Raw genomic sequence first — 18,636 nt, forward strand, 5'->3', positions numbered from 1 at the left:
CAGGCCCATGGTTACTTTTGGCTGGGCCGGCATTCCGGGCTCTTTTCCAAAAGTGACCCGCTGTAAGAGCGGAACCATAGGTGGCCGTAACCTAAATAACGGATATACACCCGGTAAACCAAACCAATCCCCCTCCCCAAAGGTCCACATCCTCCAAGCACCTTCGAACCAGGAGATTCACCCCATGACCACCCCCAAAGCCCTACTCATCCTCCACGGCAAGCAAGCCCTCAACGAGGACGTCCGCGCCGCCGTGCAAGCCCGGCGTGAACAAGGCTGGGAGCTGGCAGTACGGGTCACCTGGGAAGGCGGCGACGCCCAACGCCTGGTCAACGAAGCCCTGGAAGGCAACTACACCCATATCATCGCCGGCGGCGGCGACGGCACCCTGCGCGACGTGGCCGAAGCCATGGCCCTGGCCAAGACCGACGCCAGCCTGGTGCTGATGCCCCTGGGCACCGCCAACGACTTCGCCAAAGCCGCCGGCGTACCCCTGGAACCCGCCCAGGCACTGGCGCTGCTCGACGTGCCGCCCACGGCAATCGACCTCGGCCAGGCCGGTGGGCAGATCTTCCTCAACATGGCCACGGGCGGCTTCGGCAGCCAGGTCACCGCCAACACCTCCGAAGACCTCAAGAAAGTCCTGGGCGGCGCCGCCTACCTGTTCACCGGCCTGACCCGCTTCAGCGAGTTAAAGGCGGCCTACGGTGAACTGGAAGGCCCGGGCTTTCATTGGAAGGGCGACCTGCTCGCGCTGGGCATTGGCAACGGTCGCCAGGCAGGCGGTGGGCATGTGCTGTGCCCGGGGGCACTGGCCGATGACGGCCTGCTGGACATCAGCATCCTGCCGGCGCCCCAGGAGGTGGTCGGCACGCTGCTCACCCTGATGACCGACGGCTGGGGCCTGGACAACCTGTTTGTGCGGGCGCGCCTGCCCTGGGTCGAGATCAAGGTGGCCGAAGGGTTGTACATCAACCTCGATGGCGAGCCGCTCAAAGGAGACGACCTGCGTTTCAGCGCCTTGCCCAAGGCCTTGCGCGTGCACCTGCCGGTGGGGTCGCCCCTAATCGTCCAGGCTGATGATCTGCTCGCGAACGGCGAATAACACCAAGCCCGCCACATCGAATATCTGCAAGCGCTTCATGATCTGCGAGCGGTGCGCTTCCACGGTCTTGATGCTCAGGCCCAGGCCGTGGGCGATCTCCCGGGTGGATTTGCCGCGCACGATCAGGCGCAGGATCTCCAACTGGCGAGCGGTGAGGTTATGGCTGTGGACGGCGGGCGAGGCCGGCCCCTGGCTGCGTACCAGCGCCTGGTTGATCACCGTATGGGCGATGGCAGGGCTCAGGTAGCGCTCGTTATTGCGCAGCGCCGCCAGGGCGTGTTCCAGCTCGTTGGCGGTGGTGTCCTTGAGCAGGTAGCCATGGGCACCGCATTCCAGCGCGCGCATGATCAGCTCGGGGTCGGTGTGCATCGACAGGATCAACACCTTGCTCTTGGGGTAGGCGGCCTTGAGTTGTTGCAAGGCGTCCAGCCCACCGGTGTGCTTCATCGACAGGTCCAGCAGCACAATGTCGGGCTGCAGGGCGCTGAATTTTTCCAGCAATTGCGCGCCATCGCTGGCTTCGCCGATCACCGTATAGCCATGAATATCCTGGACCAGCGCACGTACGCCGGCCCTGATCAATGCGTGGTCATCCACCAGGAGTAATTTGCAGGTCACTCGAGAACCTTAGGGGAACTGGCCCGTTCGAGGGCGCGGGGCGCCCAGGGGAAAAGCGCGTCGATCCGTGTCCCTTGGCCTGGCTGGCTGCTGACGGTCAATGAGCCGCCAAGCTGATCGATCCGCTCTGACATGCCGGCCATGCCCCGTTGGCCTTCCAGGCCGGGGTTGATGGCGGGCGAAAAGCCCTGGCCGTCATCGCAGATACTCAGCGACAGGCCTTCGGGCAGGCGTTGCAGGCGCACCAACAGATTGCGCGCCTGGGCGTGGCGTAGCATGTTGGTCACCGCTTCCTGTGTGATGCGAAAGGCCGCGACGGCCATTTCTTCCGGGATGCCGGTCAGCCGTTGCTGGCATTCCAGGCTCCAGTGAATCGAGGTGTTTTCCAGGGTCTTGAGCAGGTGCGCGCGCAGGCTCGCCTCCAACCCCAGGCTGGCCAGCTGCCGTGGGTTGAGGATGGCGGACACGTCGCGCACCTTGGCCAGGGTTTCATTGAGGGTGTTGCACAACACGCTGCATTGGCTTTGCAGGTCTTCCGGCAGGCGACGCTTGAGCCATTCGCTTTGCAGCTTGGCGGCGGTCAGCAACTGGCCGATGTCGTCATGCAGTTCTCGGCTGAGACGATGGCGCTCGTTTTCCTGGACTTGCAGCAGGCGATCGGCGAGTTCCTGCGGCTGGAATTTGATCGACTTGCGCGAGCTCCACTGTTGCAGGCCCACCACGATCAGGGTCGCCGCGTTGAGCAGCAGGATCAGCAACGGCAGCGGCGCCGAGCGCGCGTAGGCCCACACACTGACCAGCAGCGAACACAAACACAGGGCCAGGACCATACGGCGTGCATTGCTGCGGGACACGGACCTTGCGATGAGTGACTTGAGGCTGGTGTACATAGCGGATGAAGCCAATGAAGGTTCGCTGCGGGAAGACCGGTCACGGCGGCTGACAGGGCTCAGTGTGGAATGCGGTGCCGAATCGTTTTTATACATGATGAAGTTGAGTCACTTCGAGCGGGGCATAGTACCACCACTATTACCGTTGGTCGCCTGGCGCCTCACTTGGCAGCCTTATTAACCACGCAAACACCCTGGGCGGTAATTCCAGAGTTCAAAGAGAGGGCAGTTGTATTAATAAAGTTGGTTTGTATCGTTGTTGGGGTGATGGCTAATTGATATGTCCTGCCCGCAATTATGTAGCCTGCGTTTAGGTTGACGGTCGTTTTTAGATAACTCGCCTATTAATTACGACTTGCTCGTCACCTAAGACGCGTGATGCATGCGCTGCTGCGGTTTATAACCAAAGTCTTTTTGTGGGATTTGCAAGGTCACGGTCGCAATCAGGGTTGTTTGCTCGGTTTCATCCAGCCCTAATTCTCCGGTGCGGATGTCGATCAACTCCAGTTGCCAGGCCAACAACCTCAAGCAGTCATGCAACGCATTAAGCGCCTGGTCATGCAACTGCATGGGGCTCGCGGCATTGGCAATCAGGTACTGAATATGGCGCGAGAACTCGCTGATCGCCTGCAATGCAAGGCCTTCGGCCTTTTCGGCCAGCTTGGCGAGGCTGGCTTTCATGCAGTCGATGGCGTCGCTGTCGTTGCGAATCAGATGCAAGTGGTTCAGGCACTCTTCCGACTTGGCCAGCAGCATTTCTGCCTCCAGCAGAAAATCGGGAAGTGCAGTTTGCCATTCGTTCGCGTTATTCATCATGCAAGTCTCCGCAACATTAGGTCCGGTGATGAGATGCCGCATCGGGTGAATGGCTTAAAACTACCGCTGAAATATGACTGAAATCTGTAGCCCGCTTCTGGATTTCCAGTAGGACGCTTATTTGAATGATCACGAAAGCCGTGCGCGGCCCTCATTATCAGGGGCGATTGCACAACTTCAGTTGCCGACACGTGAATGTCTGGAAGACCCGTGGGCCGAGGGCTTGGGATGGCAAACAAAAGCCTGACTCCATTCATGCAATGAGAATGGCGTCACATTAATGGCTATTAGATATCGCGAATATCAGGTTGGGCCTGATTGTGTATAGGGGAATCCCTTACAAGGCGGAACCTCGCGTCGATTTCAATGTCGCGCGACGTCTCTGTAATGCCGTCTGGAGAGGCCGTTGCAGTAAAGCATGATGTCAGTGTGACATCAATGAATTTACGTGGCATTTTACCGGGGTCAAGGTCTGGCGGTTGCCGCCGATAACAAACCTTAATGAGCAGCACAATCTCTCAGCGCAAACCCACGCGCCCATCAGGAGTTTTTAATGGCCGGCATTCTCGACACGGTAGACCAACGCACGCAACTGGTGGGTGAGAATCGCCTGGAGATTCTCATGTTCCGCCTGGCCGGGCGGCAGTTGTTCGCGATCAACGTGTTCAAAGTGCAGGAAGTGCTGCAACTGCCCAAGCTGACCCTGATGCCCCAGCGCCACCCGTTTGTGTGCGGCGTGGTCAACCTGCGTGGGCAGACCTTGCCGGTGATCGATCTGTCCCAGGCCATCGGCATGCGCCCGCTGGTACCTGGCCCGAACAGCACCATCATCGTTACTGAATACAACCGCTCCGTGCAGGCGTTCCTGGTGGGTGGCGTCGACCGCATCGTCAACATGAACTGGGAAGCCATCCTGCCGCCGCCGACCAGCGCCGGCCGCCAGCATTACCTCACAGCCATCAGCAAGGTCGATGACCAGTTGGTGGAAATCATCGACGTGGAAAAAGTTCTCGCCGAGATTGTGCCGTACAACGCCAAGGTCTCCCGCGAAAAGCTCGAAGACCCGGTGCTCGAACGCGCCCGGGGCCGCGAAGTGCTGCTGGTGGACGACTCCAACGTGGCGCTGTCGCAACTGCGCGACACCCTTGGTCAGTTGGGCGTGAAGATGCACATCGCCAGCGATGGCCTCAAGGCGCTGAACATGCTCAAGGCCTGGGCCGACAGTGGCCAGGTCATGACCGACAAGTTGCTGATGATCTTCACCGACGCCGAAATGCCCGAGATGGACGGCTACCGCCTCACCACCGAGATACGCAACGACCCGCGCTTGCGTGGGCTCTACGTGGTGTTGCACACCTCGCTGTCGGGCAGCTTCAACGACTCGATGGTGAAGAAGGTCGGCTGCGACAACTTCCTGTCCAAGTTCCAGCCGGACAAACTGGTGGACGTGGTGCGCCAACGCCTGATGCTCGACCACGCCCCTGCCTGACGGCCCGCACGGTAACTTGTAGTGAGCGGGCTTGCCCCGCGCGGTGTCGTGTCAGGCGGCCCAGCGTTAACTGGCACGCCGCAGCGCGGGGCAAGCCCGCTCACTACAAAGACGGGCGTGTTTGGGATAGGGTGGCGTTTTATTCTTGCAGGAAAGCAGGCCCATGCTTCGTCTCAGCGCGTTGTACCGTTACCCCTTGAAGTCCGGCAAGGCCGAAACCTTGCAGCAGATCGGCCTGGATAAACTGGGGTTGGACGGTGATCGACGCTGGATGCTGGTGGATGAAGCCAGCGGGCGTTTCCTGACGCAGCGCGCCGTGGCCAAGATGAGCCAGTTGTCTGCCCTGTGGAACAGCAGCGGCGGCCTCACCCTGAGCACCCCGGGCCTGGCCTCGCTGGACGTGGCATTGCCCGGCAGCGAGGCCGAGTTGCGCGGCGTGACCATCTGGCGCGACACCCTGCGTGTACCGGACGCCGGTGATGAAGCCGCAGCCTGGGTCAGCGATTTCATCGGCAAACCCACACGCCTGGTGCAGGTGCCTTTGGAACGTGCACGCACCACCGAGGCCGGTTACGGCAAGGATGACGACCAGGTCGGATTTGCCGATGGCTTCCCGCTGTTGCTGATCGGCCAGGCGTCGCTGGACGACCTCTCCCAACGCATCGGTCGCCCCATGGAAATGCTGCGCTTTCGTCCCAACCTGGTGATCGAGGGCAGCGAGGCCTTTGCCGAAGACACTTGGAAACGCGTGCGCATCGGCGACGTGGAGTTTCGCGTGGTCAAGTCCTGTTCGCGCTGCATCCTCACCACTATCGATCCGGCCAGCGGCGAACGCAGTGCCGACCGCGAGCCCTTGGCCACGCTCAAGACCTATCGCGAGCAGGGCGGTGACGTGATGTTCGGCCAGAACCTGGTCAACGACGGCATCGGCCAATTGGCCGTAGGCATGTCGGTGACGATCCTGGAATAAAAAATGCCCATCTCGCGAGAGACGGGCATTTTTTTGACGGCCCGAAAAGCTTAGCCGCGGTATTCGCATAGGTAAGCGGTGTCGACGGCGACCTTCAGTTGGAACTTGCTGTTGGCCGGTACGTTGAACTGGCTGCCGGCGGCGAAGGTTTCCCAGTCGGCGGCGTCTGGCAGCTTGACGGTCAGGGCGCCGGACACCACGTGCATGATTTCACGCTGGGCGGTGCCGAACTCGTATTCACCCGGGGCCATCACGCCGATGGTCGCCGGACCTTCTGCGGTGCCGAAAGCGATCGACTTGACGGTGCCGTCGAAGTACTCGTTGACTTTGAACATGGGCGAATCCTCGGAAAATGGGTTAAGGCTTCCCGCTCCCCGTAGGAGCCGGCTTGCCGGCGATGAGGCCCTTGAAGCCGTGCATCGTTCAAGCGGGCGCCATCGCCGGCAAGCCGGCTCCTACGGGTGAGCAGTATTTCGGAAAAGGGCGGCCAGTATGCCCAAGCCAGCGGAGGCTGCCTAGACCGGCAAAATCAACGGCAGCAGGCGTGCGGTGTTGCGTGCATCTTCCAGTGCCCGGTGTTGCTGGCCATGGAACTGCATGCCCGCCAGTTGCAACGCGCCGTTGAGCCCCAGCGGCTTGTCCAGGCGCCGGGCCTTGGCAAAGCGCTGCTTGAGGTTCACGTGGGGCGTGTCGGCCAGCGCACTGGCCAGGCCGTGGCGTTGCCATTCCAGCTCCAGCTGCGCACGGTCGTAGTCGCCCCAACTGGCCCAGCCTTCCAGGCGTGTCTGGTGCTGGCCCAGCCAGCGTTCGAACAACGGCCACACCTCGGTGATCGGCGCTGCAGCGTCGATGTTGGCCTGGGTGATGTGGGTCAGTTGGCGGCAGAAGGGCGTCAGCAATGGACGGCGCAGCGGCCGCACAAAGCGCTGGAAGTGATCCAGCTCGCGGCCCTGGCGGTTCACCAGGCTCGCGCCGATCTCGATGACTTCCATCTCCGTCACGGGCCAGCCGCCTTCATCCGTTGTGGCTTCAAGGTCAATAATCAGCCAATGAGGCATCGCGCAGGTTCCCGTACTCATCCCTTCCTGATGGGGATAGAGCGTAGCCCGGCCGCGTAGTTCCGCCCAGGCCTTATTCGATCTCCAGCAACACCTGGCGATTGCGCACCTGGTCGCCCGTCACCACCTGCAGCGTCTTGATCACGCCATCGACCCCGGCAATCAGCGGGTGCTCCATTTTCATGGCCTCAAGCACCAACAGCAGTTGGCCTTTGCTCACCCGCTCGCCGCTGCTCACGCGAACATCGACGATCGCACCGTCCATCGGCGCCTTGACCGTACCGCCGCTGGCATCGGCCTGGCGGCTGGCGACGTGCTGGGTGCGATTGATCACCGTAAGGCCGGGCAGCCACAGGTGGTTGCCGTCGAGGTGGTAGGCGATACGTCGACGTATGCCGTTGAGTATCAGGGTGGCGTGACGACCGTCGGTGCTCAATTGCAGCGGCTCGGCGGTGACGGTGTGGATGTCGCCATGGGCTTCCAGGCGATAAGTGCTGGGGGCGCCAGCGTTGTTGCGCCATCCCGCAAGGCCCTGGGCATGCTGATTGGCGCCGTGCTGATAAAACAGCGCGGCGGCCAGGGCCAGTTGTTCGGCCGTCGCTTTCGGCTGGGTGATGTCACTGAAGTGCTCGGCGATAAATCCGGTGCTGAATTGACCGTCGATAAAGTCTGGATGCTTGAGCAGGTCCACCAGCAGCTGCTGGTTGGTGGTCACTCCCAGCAGCAACGTGTCTTCCACCGCCCGCAGCAGTTTGCGTCGCGCCTCTTCGCGGGTGCGGCCGTGGGCGATGATCTTGCCGAGCATGGCGTCGTAGAACGGGCTGATGCACTGGCCCTGGCTGACACCGTGATCAATACGAGCACCGGGGGCCGGCTCCCAGCGCAGCACTTCACCGGTTTGCGGCAGGAAACCCTGGGTCGGGTCTTCGGCGTACAGGCGCACTTCCATGGCGTGACCGCTCAGGGTCACCTCCTGCTGGGTCAGTGGCAACGCTTGGCCGGCAGCAATCTGCAGCTGCCAGTCCACCAGGTCGAGGCCGGTGATCAGCTCGGTGACCGGGTGCTCCACCTGCAGGCGGGTGTTCATTTCCAGGAAGTAGAACTGGCCGTTGCGGTCGAGCATGAACTCCACGGTGCCGGCGCCGACATAGTTCACCGCGCGCCCGGCCTTGAGGGCGGCTTCACCCATGGCGTGGCGCAGCTGCGCAGTCATCACAGGGCAGGGCGCTTCCTCGATGACCTTTTGATGGCGACGCTGGATCGAGCAATCGCGCTCGCCAAGGTGGATCAGGTTGCCATGGCTGTCGCCGAACACTTGGATTTCCACATGGCGCGGCTCGATCAACGCCTGTTCGAGGATCAACTCGTCGCTGCCAAACGCATTCCTGGCTTCGGAGCGCGCCGTGTGCAGGTTGTCCAGCAGGGCCTCGGCGCTGTGCACCAGGCGCATGCCACGCCCGCCGCCGCCGGCGCTGGCCTTGATCATCAGCGGGTAGCCGATGCGTTCGGCCTCGTGTTGCAACGTGGCGTCGTCCTGGGCGCTGCCTTGGTAGCCGGCGATGCAGGGCACGCCAGCGTCGAGCATGGCGAGTTTGGACAGGCGCTTGCTGCCCATCAGTTCGATGGCTTCGGCGCTGGGGCCGATAAAGGTCAGGCCGGCGTGCTGGCAGGCGCGGGCGAATTCGGGGTTTTCCGAGAGGAAGCCGTAGCCCGGGTGGAGGGCGTCGGCGCCGGTGAGTGTGGCGGCGTTGAGGATGGCCTCGAGGTTAAGGTAAGACTGTTGCACCGGAGCGGGGCCGATGTGCACGGCTTCATCGGCCATCTGCACGTGAGGGGCCTGGGCGTCGGCGTCGCTGTAGACGGCCACGGTGCGGTAGCCCAGGGCTTGGGCCGTGCGCTGGATTCGGCAGGCGATTTCGCCGCGGTTGGCGATGAGGATTTTGCTGAATGCGGGCATGGGGTTATCCCTTGGCTGGTGGGGTGTCGGGTTGGGCCTCATCGCCGGCAAGCCGGCTCCTACAGTTTGAATGTGTGAACACCTTCCTCTGTAGGAGCCGGCTTGCCGGCGATGGCGTCATCTGCACCACCTCGGCTTCCTTTTCTGCACAAACGCCTGTGTCCCCTCTATCCCTTCCTCACTCCTTACGGACTCGGCAAACCACTGCGCCCCGCGATCCAGCACAGCCTCCAGCGGTTCCTCCACACTGGCCAGCAACAAGGCTTTGGTCCGCGCATTTGCCCCCGGTGCACACTTGAGCACCTGACCCAATACCTCATCCAGCCGCTCCGCCAACGCCTGTGGATCGCGCTCGGTAAAGTGCACGACACCCAGTCGCTCGGCCTCCACCCCATCAAACCGCGCCGCCGTCAGTGCCAGCCGGCGCGCCTGGGTCAAACCAATTCTCTTCACCACAAACGGTGCAATCTGCGCTGGCAGCAGGCCGAGGCTGGTCTCCGGCAAGCCGAACTGCGCCTGGTGGTCGGCAAGCGCAATATCACTCACACAGGCCAAGCCAAAACCACCCCCCAGCACCGCGCCTTGCAGCACCACGATCAGCACCTGCGGCACGGCTTCGGCCTCTTGCAGCAAGGTGCCGAACGCGCGGTTCAGCGCTTCCAGTTGGTTGCCCGCAGTGACCAGGTCCTTCACGTCCGCCCCGGCGCAGAAATGCCCGCCGGCGCCGCTGATCACCACCGCCCGGGTCTCACCGTCCAAATGCGCCAACACGCTGCGCAGCTCGTTGACCATCTCCAGGCTCATCGCATTGCGGCATTCGGGGCGGTTGAGGGTGATGTGCAGCACGCCGTTGTGAGGTTCGAGCAGCAGGGTGTTCATGATTTTTTCCCGGGCAGGGTGCCCATCAGTTTGCAGATGATGCCCAGCATGATCTCGTCGGCCCCGCCGCCAATCGACACCAGGCGCACATCGCGATACGCCCGTGCCACCGGGTTGTCCCACATGAAGCCCATGCCGCCCCAGTATTGCAGGCAGCTGTCGCTGACTTCACGGCCCAGGCGCCCGGCCTTGAGCTTGGCCATGGAGGCCAGGCGGGTCACGTCCTGGCCCTTGATGTATTGCTCGGTGGCCTGGTAGACCAAGGCGCGCAGGCATTCGATTTCGGTGGCCAGTTCAGCCAGGCGAAAGTGGATGACCTGGTTGTCGATCAGCGCCTTGCCGAAGGTCTGGCGTTCCTTGCAGTAGTCGATGGTGTTGTCGATGCAGGCTTCCAGGCCCTTGATCATGTTGGCCGCACCGAACAGGCGCTCTTCCTGGAACTGCAGCATCTGCATCATGAAGCCCGCGCCTTCGTGGCCGATGCGGTTGCGTTGTGGCACGCGCACGCCGTCGAAGAACACCTGGGCCGTCTCGGAGCTGTGCATGCCGAGCTTTTCCAGGGGCGGGCTGACGCTGATGCCGGGGGTGTTCATCGGCACCATGATCAAGGATTTATTGATGTGCGGCTTGTCGTCGGAGGTGTTGGCCAACAGGCAGATAAAGTCGGCACTGGGGGAGTTGGTGATCCACATCTTGCTGCCGTTGATCACGTAGTCGTCGCCGTCTTTGCGCGCATGGGTCTTCAACCCGGCCACGTCGGAACCGGCACCGGTTTCCGACACGCCGATGCAACCCACCTGCTCGCCGCTGATGGCCGGGCGCAGGAACTCGTCGCGCAGTTCATCGGAGCCGAAGCGGGCGAGGGCGGGGGTGCACATGTCTGTCTGCACGCCGATGGACATGGGGATGCCGCCGCAGCGCACCGTGCCGAATTCTTCGGCGGCGACGATCGAATAGCTGTAGTCCAGGCCCATGCCGCCGAATTGCTCCGGCTTGGAAATGCCCAGCAGGCCGAGTTCGCCGGCCTTGCGGAAGATGTCGTGGATGGGAAAGCGCCCGGCTTTTTCCCACTCGTCCACGTAGGGGTTGATCTCGCGGTCGACGAAGGCGCGCACGGTGCGGCGCAGTTCCTGGTGTTCCTGGGTAAAGATCATTTTTATTGTTCTCCTAAAAACGCGCTACACCGAAGGTATTGGCGTGCAACTCACGCACCTCGGCCTCATGGCAGGTATCCAGCAAAAAGCCGAGCAAGGTGCGGGTGTCCCGAGGGTCAATCAGCCCGTCATCCCACAGGTTCGCGCTGCCGTACAGCGCGGTGGACTGGCTGTCGAGCTTCTGCGCGGTGACCTGCTCCAGCATGTCCAGCACCTTGGGGTCGGGCACCAGGCCGTCTTTCAACTGCTTGGCCTCGGTGACGATGCGCAGCACCTTGCCCGCCTGCGCGCCACCCATCACCGCCGTGCGGCTGTTGGGCCAGGCGAAGATGAAGCGCGGGTCCAGGCCACGGCCGCACATCGCGTAGTTGCCGGCGCCGTAGGAGCCGCCGACCACCACCGTGAGTTTAGGCACCCGGGCGTTGGCCACCGCCTGGATCATCTTGGCGCCATGCTTGATCACGCCTTGTTGTTCCGATTCGGTGCCCACCATGAAACCGGTGGTGTTGTGCAGGAACAGCAGCGGCGTGCGGCTCTGGTCGCACAGCTGGATAAACTGCGCGGCCTTGCTCGCGCCTTTCGGCGTGATGGGGCCGTTGTTGCCGATCACACCCACGGCGCGGCCCTGGATATGCAGGTGGCCGCAGACGGTGTGGGCGTCGAACTCGCCCTTGAATTCGAGAAACTGCGAGCCGTCGGCCAGGCGTGCGAGGATTTCGCGCACGTCGTAGGGTTTTTTCGGGTCGTCCGGGATCAGGCCCAGCAGCTCATCGATGGGGTACAAAGGCGCTGCGTAGGTCTTTTTTTGCGTCACAGGCAGGCGATCATTCCAGGGCAACAGGCCCACGATCTCCCGGGCGATACGCACGCCGTCCGCGTCGTTTTCCGCCAGGTATTCGGCGGTGCCGGCGATTTGCGCGTGCATCTCGGCGCCGCCCAGTGCCTCATCCGTTGCCACTTCGCCGGTCGCGGCTTTAAGCAGCGGCGGCCCGGCGAGAAACAGCTTGGCCTTGCCGCGCACCACCACCACGTAATCCGACAGCCCCGGCTGGTAGGCACCGCCCGCCGTGGCCGAGCCGTGCACCACGGTGATCTGCGGCAGGCCCATGGCCGACATGCGCGCCTGGTTGGCAAAGCTGCGTGCGCCTTCGACAAAAATCTCGGCGGCGTAGTTGAGGTTGGCGCCGCCGCTTTCGGCGAGGGTCACTACCGGCAGTTGGTTTTCCATGGCGATCTGTTGCAGGCGCAGGGACTTTTTCAAGCCGGTGGGAGAAATGGTGCCGCCCTTGATCGCGCTGTTGTTGGCCACCACCAGCATGCGCACGCCGCTGACGTAGCCGATGCCGGCGATCAACCCGCCACCGGCGGCGCTGCCATCCTTGTCGTCGTGGAGCTTGTAGCCGGCCAGGCCCGCCAGTTCCAGGAAGGGCGCGCCGGGGTCGAGCAGCAAATTCAGGCGCTCGCGGGGCAACAGTTGGCCGCGCTTGTCGAACTTGGGCTTGGCCTCATCGGCCTTGGCCAGCAGGTTTTGTTCCAGCTGGCGCAGGTGGGCGAGGGCGGCGAGCATGGCTTCGCGGTTTTGGGCGAACTGGGCGCTGTGGCTGTCGATCAGGGATTCAATCACCGGCATGGTTTAGTGCTCCGCCTTGAGTACATCCGGCAGGTTCGCGCGGTGGAAGCCATTGAACGGCTCGCTCGGCGGCTGCGCCTTGTGCAGCGGCCAGGCGCGGTTGCCCAGGCTGGCGGCGCCGTCGATGCGCAGGGTGCTGCCACTGATGAAGGCAGCGGCGGGGCTGAGCAGGAACACGATGGCCGCGCTGACTTCCGACTCGGTGCCGATACGCTTAAGCGGCACGTGCTCACGTAATGTCGGGATCACGGCCTTGAACGCCCCTTCGTAGGTGTCCATACCGCTGGAGGCAATCCAGCCCGGCGCCACGGCGTTGACGCGCACGCCGGCATAACCCCATTCGAAGGCCGCCGTTTTGGTGAGATTGTCCATGCCTGAACGTGCCGCGCCTGAGTGGCCCATGCCCGGCATGCCGCCCCACATGTCGGCGAGCATGTTGACGATGGCGCCGCCGTGTTTGCTCATCGACTGGTTGAACACTTCCCGCGCCATCAGGAAGCCGCCCACCAGGTTGGTGCGCAGCACGGTTTCAAACCCCTTCTGGTTGATCGAGGCGAGTGGCGACGGGTATTGGCCACCTGCGTTATTCACCAGGCCGTGGATCGGGCCATGCTCGCGCAGCACCTGGCTGACCAGCGCCTTCACGGCCTCTTCATCGCGAATGTCGCATGCCAGCCAATGGGCCGTGCCGCCGTCTTCGCTGATTTCGGCGGCCACCTTTTGCAGTTTCTCCAGCTTGCGCCCCACCAGGATCACCGTGGCGCCGAGTGCCGCCAGTTCATGGGCGGTGCAGCGGCCAATGCCACTGCCGCCCCCGGTGACTATCACGGTTTGCCCCTGGAACAGGTCGGCTTTGAAGATCGAGTCGAAGGCCACGGTGACGGTCCTTTAGCAGAGTTGATCGGCGATGTGTTGCGGCACGGCGATGGGGATTTCCAGCAACTGCTGGGCGAAGGCCTTGCCCTGGGGGTCGATGCGCAGGCTGGCGATACCGCCGCCACCCAAGGCGTTTTCCAGCAGGAAGTTGAGGCTGTGGCTGCCGGGCAAATACCAGCGTTCGACGCGGCCCTGCACAGGGTCGAGCACGTGGCCCATCCAGTCGACGATCACCTCCGGGGTCAGCGCCTCGGCGATCCACGGCAGGTAGTCGGGATGCCTAGCGATCACGCCGATGTTGCTGTGGTTGCCCTTGTCGCCGGAGCGCGCCACGGCCAGTTTCACCAGCGGCACGCTGGCGTCGGCCGCGCCTTGGGGTTTGGGTGAATCGATCGGCGCGGCGAGCGGGGCGAGGGCGGCGCCGGCAGGCAATACGCAAACGTGGCGCGCCCCCTGGAACTCGACCACGGGCTCGCAGCGGTTTTTTTCGATCAGGAAGGAAAACAGCCGAATCAGCGGGTACACCGTGGGCCGTCCGCCGACGATGCCCGTCAGCCCCGGCGCCATGCCGGTGGCTGCCTGGGCGATCTCGCGGGCGAACAGCACCAGCGCCTGTTTGTTGGGGTGACGCACCGCCAGTTTCACCACCACCTCGCGGCAGTCGTGGCGCAGGGCGTGGGCGCCGTAGGTGGCTTCACTGCCGAGCAGTTCGATGTTCACTTCGGTGTAGGGCGCCCAGCCGCGCTGGCTGAACAGCTCCGAGGTCTTGCTGATGATCGCCTGGCTGACGCGCTCGGCCTTGGCCACGGCGTCGATCCCCGCCAGCAGGCAACTGGCGGTGCAGCGAAACCCGTCGGGGTAAGTGGCGCTGACCTTGTAGTGAGCGGTGGGCGGCGAGCCCTTGGCGCCATGCACGCGCACGCAATCGAGGCCGTGTTGCTGCAATTGGACCTGGCTGAAATCGCAGATCACGTCGGGCAGCAAATAGGCGCGCGGGTCGCCGATTTCATACAGCAGCTGTTCGGCCACGCTCAGCTCGCTGATCAGGCCGCCCGTGCCGTCGGCTTTGTTCACCGTGAACGTCCCGTCGGCGCTGACCTCGACGATGGGAAACCCGATGTGCTCGTAGTCCGGTACGTCGCGCCAATCGGTGAAATTGCCGCCCGTGCACTGGGCGCCGCATTCGATGATGTGCCCGGCCAGCGCGGCGTGGGCGAGGCGGTCGTAGTCCTGCCAGGACCAGTTGAACTCATGCATCAGCGCTGCGCTGACCACGGCGCTGTCCACCACGCGGCCGGTGATCACGATGTCGGCGCCCAGTTCAAGCGCCTTAGCAATGCCGGGGGCGCCGAGGTAGGCGTTGGCCGAGACGCACATCGGCGGCAACGGCGCGCCGTTGAACATGTCGTGGATGCCGTGCAGGTGCTTGAGTTGGGGGTGCAGGTCGTCGCCCAGCAGCACGGCGATTTTCAGCGGCACTTGCGCCTTGTCGCAGGCGGCCTGGAGGGCGGCGGCGCATGCCTGGGGGTTGATGCCGCCCGCGTTGCTGATGACGCGGATGCCCTGGCGCTGGATATCGGCCAGCAGCGGTGTGAGTACCTCGACAAAATCCGTAGCGTAGCCGGCCTGGGGATCTTTCATGCGGGCGCCGGCGAGGATCGACATCGTGACTTCCGCCAGATAGTCGAACACCAGGTAATCCAGCGCGCCGCCGTGTACCAATTGGGCGGCGGCGGTGCAGGTGTCACCCCAGAACGCGCTGGCGCAGCCGATACGAACCGTCTTGCTCATGAGAAGTCCTTCTCCAGAGGGCTGGCGTCGAGACTACCAAGCAAGCGCTTGGTTTGTAAACTCTCGACACAAGTTTTGACCCAAGCGCTTGCTTGGTTGGCGACCACGGCCTAAATTGCCGCCCAAGACGTCAGAAGCAGTGAAGGAGAGAGACATGGATGAGCACAAAGCCCTGCGGGTGATGCGCACCATGGTCGACGAAGGCCGTTTGACCGACCCTGACAGTGCGCGGGGCAAGTTGCTGCAAACCGCAGCCCACTTGTTTCGCAACAAGGGCTTTGAGCGCACCACGGTGCGCGACCTGGCCAGTGCGGTGGGCATTCAGTCCGGCAGCATCTTTCATCACTTCAAGAGCAAGGACGAGATCTTGCGGGCGGTGATGGAAGAAACCATCCACTACAACACCGCGATGATGCGTGCCTCGCTGGAAGAGGCTGCAGATGTGCGCGAGCGCGTGCTGGCGCTGATTCGCTGCGAATTGCAGTCGATCATGGGCGGCAGCGGCGAGGCCATGGCGGTGCTGGTGTACGAGTGGCGTTCGTTGTCGGCCGAGGGCCAGGCGCAGGTGCTGGCGCTGCGTGATGTGTATGAAGAGCTCTGGCTGCAGGTGCTGGGCGAAGCCAAGGCGGCGGGTTATATCAAGGGAGATGTGTTTATCACGCGGCGTTTCCTGACCGGCGCCTTGTCCTGGACCACCACCTGGTTCCGCGCCCAAGGCAGCCTGACGCTTGAGGAGTTGGCCGAAGAAGCCCTGTTGATGGTTCTGAAAGCCGACTGACGCGCAAGCTATTAATTTGGCGGTGGAAAGTTGTCTCGCCCGACAAAAACGCCTAGCTTATCGCCATCAATGTGTTGAACGGTGTGTGCCTCGATGTTTTCGCCATGGCGGCTGGCTGCAGGACTAACTCTATGGGCACTGGGTACCGCGTGGTGGATGCCGGCTTCGGCTGCACAATTGGTAAGGATTGGGGCGGCGCATTTTCCACCGTACACCGTACGCCCTGAGCAAGGCGCCGACACCGGTTTGTTGCCGCAACTGGTGGAAGCCCTGAACGCCTTGCAGACCGACTACCAGTTTGTGCTGGTGCCCACTTCCATCCCGCGCCGCTTTCGTGATTTCGAGCAGGGCCGGGTCGACATGGCCATCTTCGAAAACCCCGACTGGGGCTGGAAAGCGATTCCCCACACCAACGTCGACATGGGCCTGGAAGATGCCGAAATCTTCGTCGCCCAGCGCGAGCCCAATCGTGATCAAAGCTACTTCGCCGACCTGACCGGCAAGCGCCTGGCGGTGTTCAGCGGTTATCACTACGCCTTCGCCAACTTCAACCCCGACCCCAAGTACATGGCCGAGCACTTCAACGCCACGTTGACCTATTCCCATGACAGCAATTTGCTGATGGTGGCGCGCGGGCGAGCCGATATCGCGTTGGTCACGCGTTCGTACCTGAGTGATTTCATGGTGCGCAACGCGGATATGGCGGGGCAGTTCCTGGTGTCCGAGCGTATCGACCAGGTGTATCACCACTACGCGTTATTGCGGCCGAAGGCGCCGATCTCGGGGGAAGCGTTTTCCGCGTTGCTCAAGCGTTTGCGGGACAACGGACAGATGCTGAAGATTTTCGAGCCGTATCGCATCGATGTGATGGCGACGCCCTGACAGAAACAACCCCTTCCGAACTGTAGGAGCCGGCTTGCCGGCGATCGCGGTGTATCAGCGACATCTGTGCAACTGACCCACCGCTATCGCCGGCAAGCCGGCTCCTACAGGTTCCTGTGGTGTCTCAGACCCGGCGCGCAAACGTATCGCTATGGCTGCCCGATACCTTGCGGCAGTGCACCAGCGCATCGCGGATCATGAAGTTGACCAACGTCGGCGAGACGCCCAGTTCCTTGGCGATGTCCTTTTGCGGCACGCCGTGCAGGCGGTACATCTCGAACGCGTAGCGGGTGCGCTGGGGCAGCTCCGTCAGGGCGTCGGCGATGTTTTCCAGGGTGTTGAAATTGATGTGGGAGGTTTCCGGTGAAGCGCCGTGAATGACCACATTCAAGCCTTCCTCTTCCGTCCCGGAGTATTTGAGCTCCAGGGCTTGCTTGCGGTAGTGATCGATCGCCAGGTTGCGCACGATCTGGAACAGATAACTCAATTGGGCCTTGAACGATGAGGTGATCGTCGGCGCCGATTGCAGCCGGAAGTAGGCGTCCTGCACTACGTCTTCGGCACGGGAGCGGCACCCGGTAATGCGTGCCGCGATCTTCACCAGAATCAGTCGATTGTCGACGAATGCCTGAAGAAGCGGTGAGTCGCACCTGCCTGTGGTTACTTGTTCCGTCATGGAAATCACCTTGTCGCAAAAGAGGTTAGGGGAGGGCGTCCTTGCTGAGGCCTCCTACACATCGGGCAACAAATTATGCTTAATGATAATGATTGTCAAATGAGAAGGCGAACTAATCTTATGCTTTCTTGTTCGGTGTGAACCACGTCTCACGCACCCCCGGCGACTAATTATTTGCCGGTGCCGTCCGTTCTTCTGGGTGACAGGTCCGTTAGCAAAACGGCCAAGGATCCGTACCCGCAGGAGAACGAAATGGGTTTTTATCGTGCATACAGCGTGTTTCAGTTTGGAGTCGTCACGCGATGACCACGCCGACTCGACTGCGCCTGTTCTGCCTGCCCTATTCGGGCGCCAGCGCCATGGTCTATGCGCGCTGGCGCCGAGTCCTGCCTGACTGGTTGCAAGTGTGCCCGCTGGAATTACCCGGCCGTGGCATGCGCTTGGATGAGCCCTTGCAGCGCGATATCAAGGACTTGGCCGCACAGCTCGCCGATGAAATCAGCCGCGACCTGGACGGCCCTTACGCGTTATTCGGCCACAGCCTCGGTGGCCTGCTGGCGTTCGAATTGGCGCACGCGCTGAACGCACGCAACGTTCCCGCGCCACTGGCCTTGTTTGCGTCCGGCACTGCGGGCCCCGCGCGTCGCGACGTCAGCGAATACGCCATTGAAAAAACCGACGAACAACTGATTGCCCGCCTGCGCGAACTGCAAGGCACCGCCGAAGAAGCCCTGGCCAACCCCGAACTGATGCAGTTGATGCTGCCGATCCTGCGCGCCGATTTCCTGCTGTGCGGCAGCTTCACCTATGGCGAGCGTTCGCCGCTGGGCATGCCGATCCATGTGTTCGGCGGCAAGCAAGACAGCGTGCGCGCCGACCAGTTGCTCGACTGGCAAATCGACGCCGCCAGTGGTTTCTCCCTCGACCTGTTCGACGGCCACCACTTCTTCCTCGTGCAGCACGAAAGCGCCGTGCTGCGCTGCATCCGCCGTTATGCCGACGAACACCTGGCCCGCTGGCGCAATGGCGCGGCGCGGCAACGTGTGGCCGGCTGAACACCCCCGAAT

General features: G+C 62.6%; 18 protein-coding genes. 6 read left to right on the top strand and 12 right to left on the bottom strand.

Features of this window, described 5'->3' with window-relative positions; translation table 11 throughout:
- The first annotated feature begins 184 nt into the window (after positions 1-184).
- Positions 185-1,105 (top strand): lipid kinase YegS, encoded by a 921-nt coding sequence (yegS, locus tag AC07SU_RS28755; protein WP_176998024.1) that lies wholly within the window; start codon positions 185-187, stop codon positions 1,103-1,105.
- Here the strand turns inward: yegS and AC07SU_RS28760 are convergent.
- From AC07SU_RS28760 to AC07SU_RS28770, 3 genes are all read right to left on the bottom strand, one after another.
- Positions 1,064-1,723, bottom strand: coding sequence for a response regulator (locus tag AC07SU_RS28760; protein ID WP_494999000.1), 660 nt, complete (start codon positions 1,721-1,723; stop codon positions 1,064-1,066). The two genes, yegS and AC07SU_RS28760, sit on opposite strands and share 42 nt — an antisense overlap.
- The gene (locus tag AC07SU_RS28765) at positions 1,720-2,613 is read right to left on the bottom strand and encodes a sensor histidine kinase (RefSeq protein WP_494999012.1); all 894 of its coding nucleotides are present in this window, start codon (positions 2,611-2,613) and stop codon (positions 1,720-1,722) included. Before AC07SU_RS28765 ends, AC07SU_RS28760 begins: the two co-directional genes overlap by 4 nt.
- A gap of 366 nt (positions 2,614-2,979) precedes the next feature.
- Entirely contained in the window at positions 2,980-3,429 is a 450-nt protein-coding gene (locus AC07SU_RS28770) for a hypothetical protein (protein WP_176998026.1), read from the bottom strand.
- Positions 3,430-3,982: 553 nt separating this feature from the next.
- Here AC07SU_RS28770 and AC07SU_RS28775 point away from each other — a divergent pair.
- Both AC07SU_RS28775 and AC07SU_RS28780 read left to right on the top strand, forming a co-directional pair.
- On the top strand, positions 3,983-4,918 hold the full coding sequence (locus tag AC07SU_RS28775) for a chemotaxis protein CheV (protein WP_176998027.1): 936 nt from the start codon (positions 3,983-3,985) through the stop codon (positions 4,916-4,918).
- Between the two features lie 163 nt (positions 4,919-5,081).
- Positions 5,082-5,888 carry an MOSC domain-containing protein gene (locus AC07SU_RS28780; RefSeq protein WP_494999001.1) on the top strand — a complete coding sequence of 269 codons (807 nt, stop codon included), beginning with the start codon at positions 5,082-5,084 and terminating at the stop codon, positions 5,886-5,888.
- A gap of 50 nt (positions 5,889-5,938) precedes the next feature.
- On the opposite strand, the gene ppnP is transcribed toward AC07SU_RS28780, so the two are convergent.
- The 8 genes from ppnP to AC07SU_RS28820 all read right to left on the bottom strand — a co-directional run bounded on the left by ppnP (position 5,939) and on the right by AC07SU_RS28820 (position 15,233).
- Positions 5,939-6,223 carry a pyrimidine/purine nucleoside phosphorylase gene (ppnP, locus tag AC07SU_RS28785; protein WP_176998029.1) on the bottom strand — a complete coding sequence of 95 codons (285 nt, stop codon included), beginning with the start codon at positions 6,221-6,223 and terminating at the stop codon, positions 5,939-5,941.
- A gap of 180 nt (positions 6,224-6,403) precedes the next feature.
- Positions 6,404-6,946: a 3'-5' exonuclease gene (locus AC07SU_RS28790; RefSeq protein WP_176998030.1), complete on the bottom strand. Its 543-nt coding sequence runs from the start codon at positions 6,944-6,946 to the stop codon at positions 6,404-6,406.
- 73 nt (positions 6,947-7,019) lie between these two features.
- Positions 7,020-8,903, bottom strand: coding sequence for an acetyl/propionyl/methylcrotonyl-CoA carboxylase subunit alpha (locus tag AC07SU_RS28795; RefSeq protein WP_494999002.1), 1,884 nt, complete (start codon positions 8,901-8,903; stop codon positions 7,020-7,022).
- A 117-nt stretch (positions 8,904-9,020) separates the two neighbouring features.
- Positions 9,021-9,782 (bottom strand): enoyl-CoA hydratase/isomerase family protein, encoded by a 762-nt coding sequence (locus AC07SU_RS28800; RefSeq protein WP_494999003.1) that lies wholly within the window; start codon positions 9,780-9,782, stop codon positions 9,021-9,023.
- Positions 9,779-10,936, bottom strand: coding sequence for a citronellyl-CoA dehydrogenase (atuD, locus tag AC07SU_RS28805; protein WP_494999004.1), 1,158 nt, complete (start codon positions 10,934-10,936; stop codon positions 9,779-9,781). Before atuD ends, AC07SU_RS28800 begins: the two co-directional genes overlap by 4 nt.
- A gap of 13 nt (positions 10,937-10,949) precedes the next feature.
- Positions 10,950-12,566, bottom strand: coding sequence for a geranyl-CoA carboxylase subunit beta (atuC, locus tag AC07SU_RS28810; RefSeq protein ID WP_494999005.1), 1,617 nt, complete (start codon positions 12,564-12,566; stop codon positions 10,950-10,952).
- A gap of 3 nt (positions 12,567-12,569) precedes the next feature.
- Complete coding sequence (locus AC07SU_RS28815) at positions 12,570-13,442, bottom strand: SDR family oxidoreductase (protein ID WP_494999006.1); 873 nt, start codon at positions 13,440-13,442, stop codon at positions 12,570-12,572.
- A gap of 12 nt (positions 13,443-13,454) precedes the next feature.
- A complete protein-coding gene (locus tag AC07SU_RS28820; protein ID WP_494999007.1) occupies positions 13,455-15,233 on the bottom strand; it encodes an acyclic terpene utilization AtuA family protein in 1,779 nt (592 codons plus the stop codon).
- A gap of 154 nt (positions 15,234-15,387) precedes the next feature.
- Here AC07SU_RS28820 and AC07SU_RS28825 point away from each other — a divergent pair, with 154 nt between their 5' ends.
- Both AC07SU_RS28825 and AC07SU_RS28830 read left to right on the top strand, forming a co-directional pair.
- On the top strand, positions 15,388-16,011 hold the full coding sequence (locus tag AC07SU_RS28825; RefSeq protein ID WP_494999008.1) for a TetR/AcrR family transcriptional regulator: 624 nt from the start codon (positions 15,388-15,390) through the stop codon (positions 16,009-16,011).
- Between the two features lie 93 nt (positions 16,012-16,104).
- Complete coding sequence (locus tag AC07SU_RS28830; RefSeq protein WP_494999009.1) at positions 16,105-16,893, top strand: substrate-binding periplasmic protein; 789 nt, start codon at positions 16,105-16,107, stop codon at positions 16,891-16,893.
- Positions 16,894-17,017: 124 nt separating this feature from the next.
- Here AC07SU_RS28830 and AC07SU_RS28835 read toward each other — a convergent pair whose 3' ends face one another.
- On the bottom strand, positions 17,018-17,569 hold the full coding sequence (locus AC07SU_RS28835) for an RNA polymerase factor sigma-70 (RefSeq protein ID WP_176998039.1): 552 nt from the start codon (positions 17,567-17,569) through the stop codon (positions 17,018-17,020).
- Positions 17,570-17,871: 302 nt separating this feature from the next.
- Between AC07SU_RS28835 and AC07SU_RS28840 the strand changes: the two genes are divergently transcribed.
- Positions 17,872-18,624, top strand: a complete 753-nt coding sequence (locus AC07SU_RS28840) for a thioesterase II family protein (protein ID WP_494999010.1) — start codon at positions 17,872-17,874, stop codon at positions 18,622-18,624.
- The last annotated feature ends 12 nt before the right edge of the window (positions 18,625-18,636 follow it).

Source organism: Pseudomonas sp. GW821-FHT05H12, from assembly GCF_059419385.1.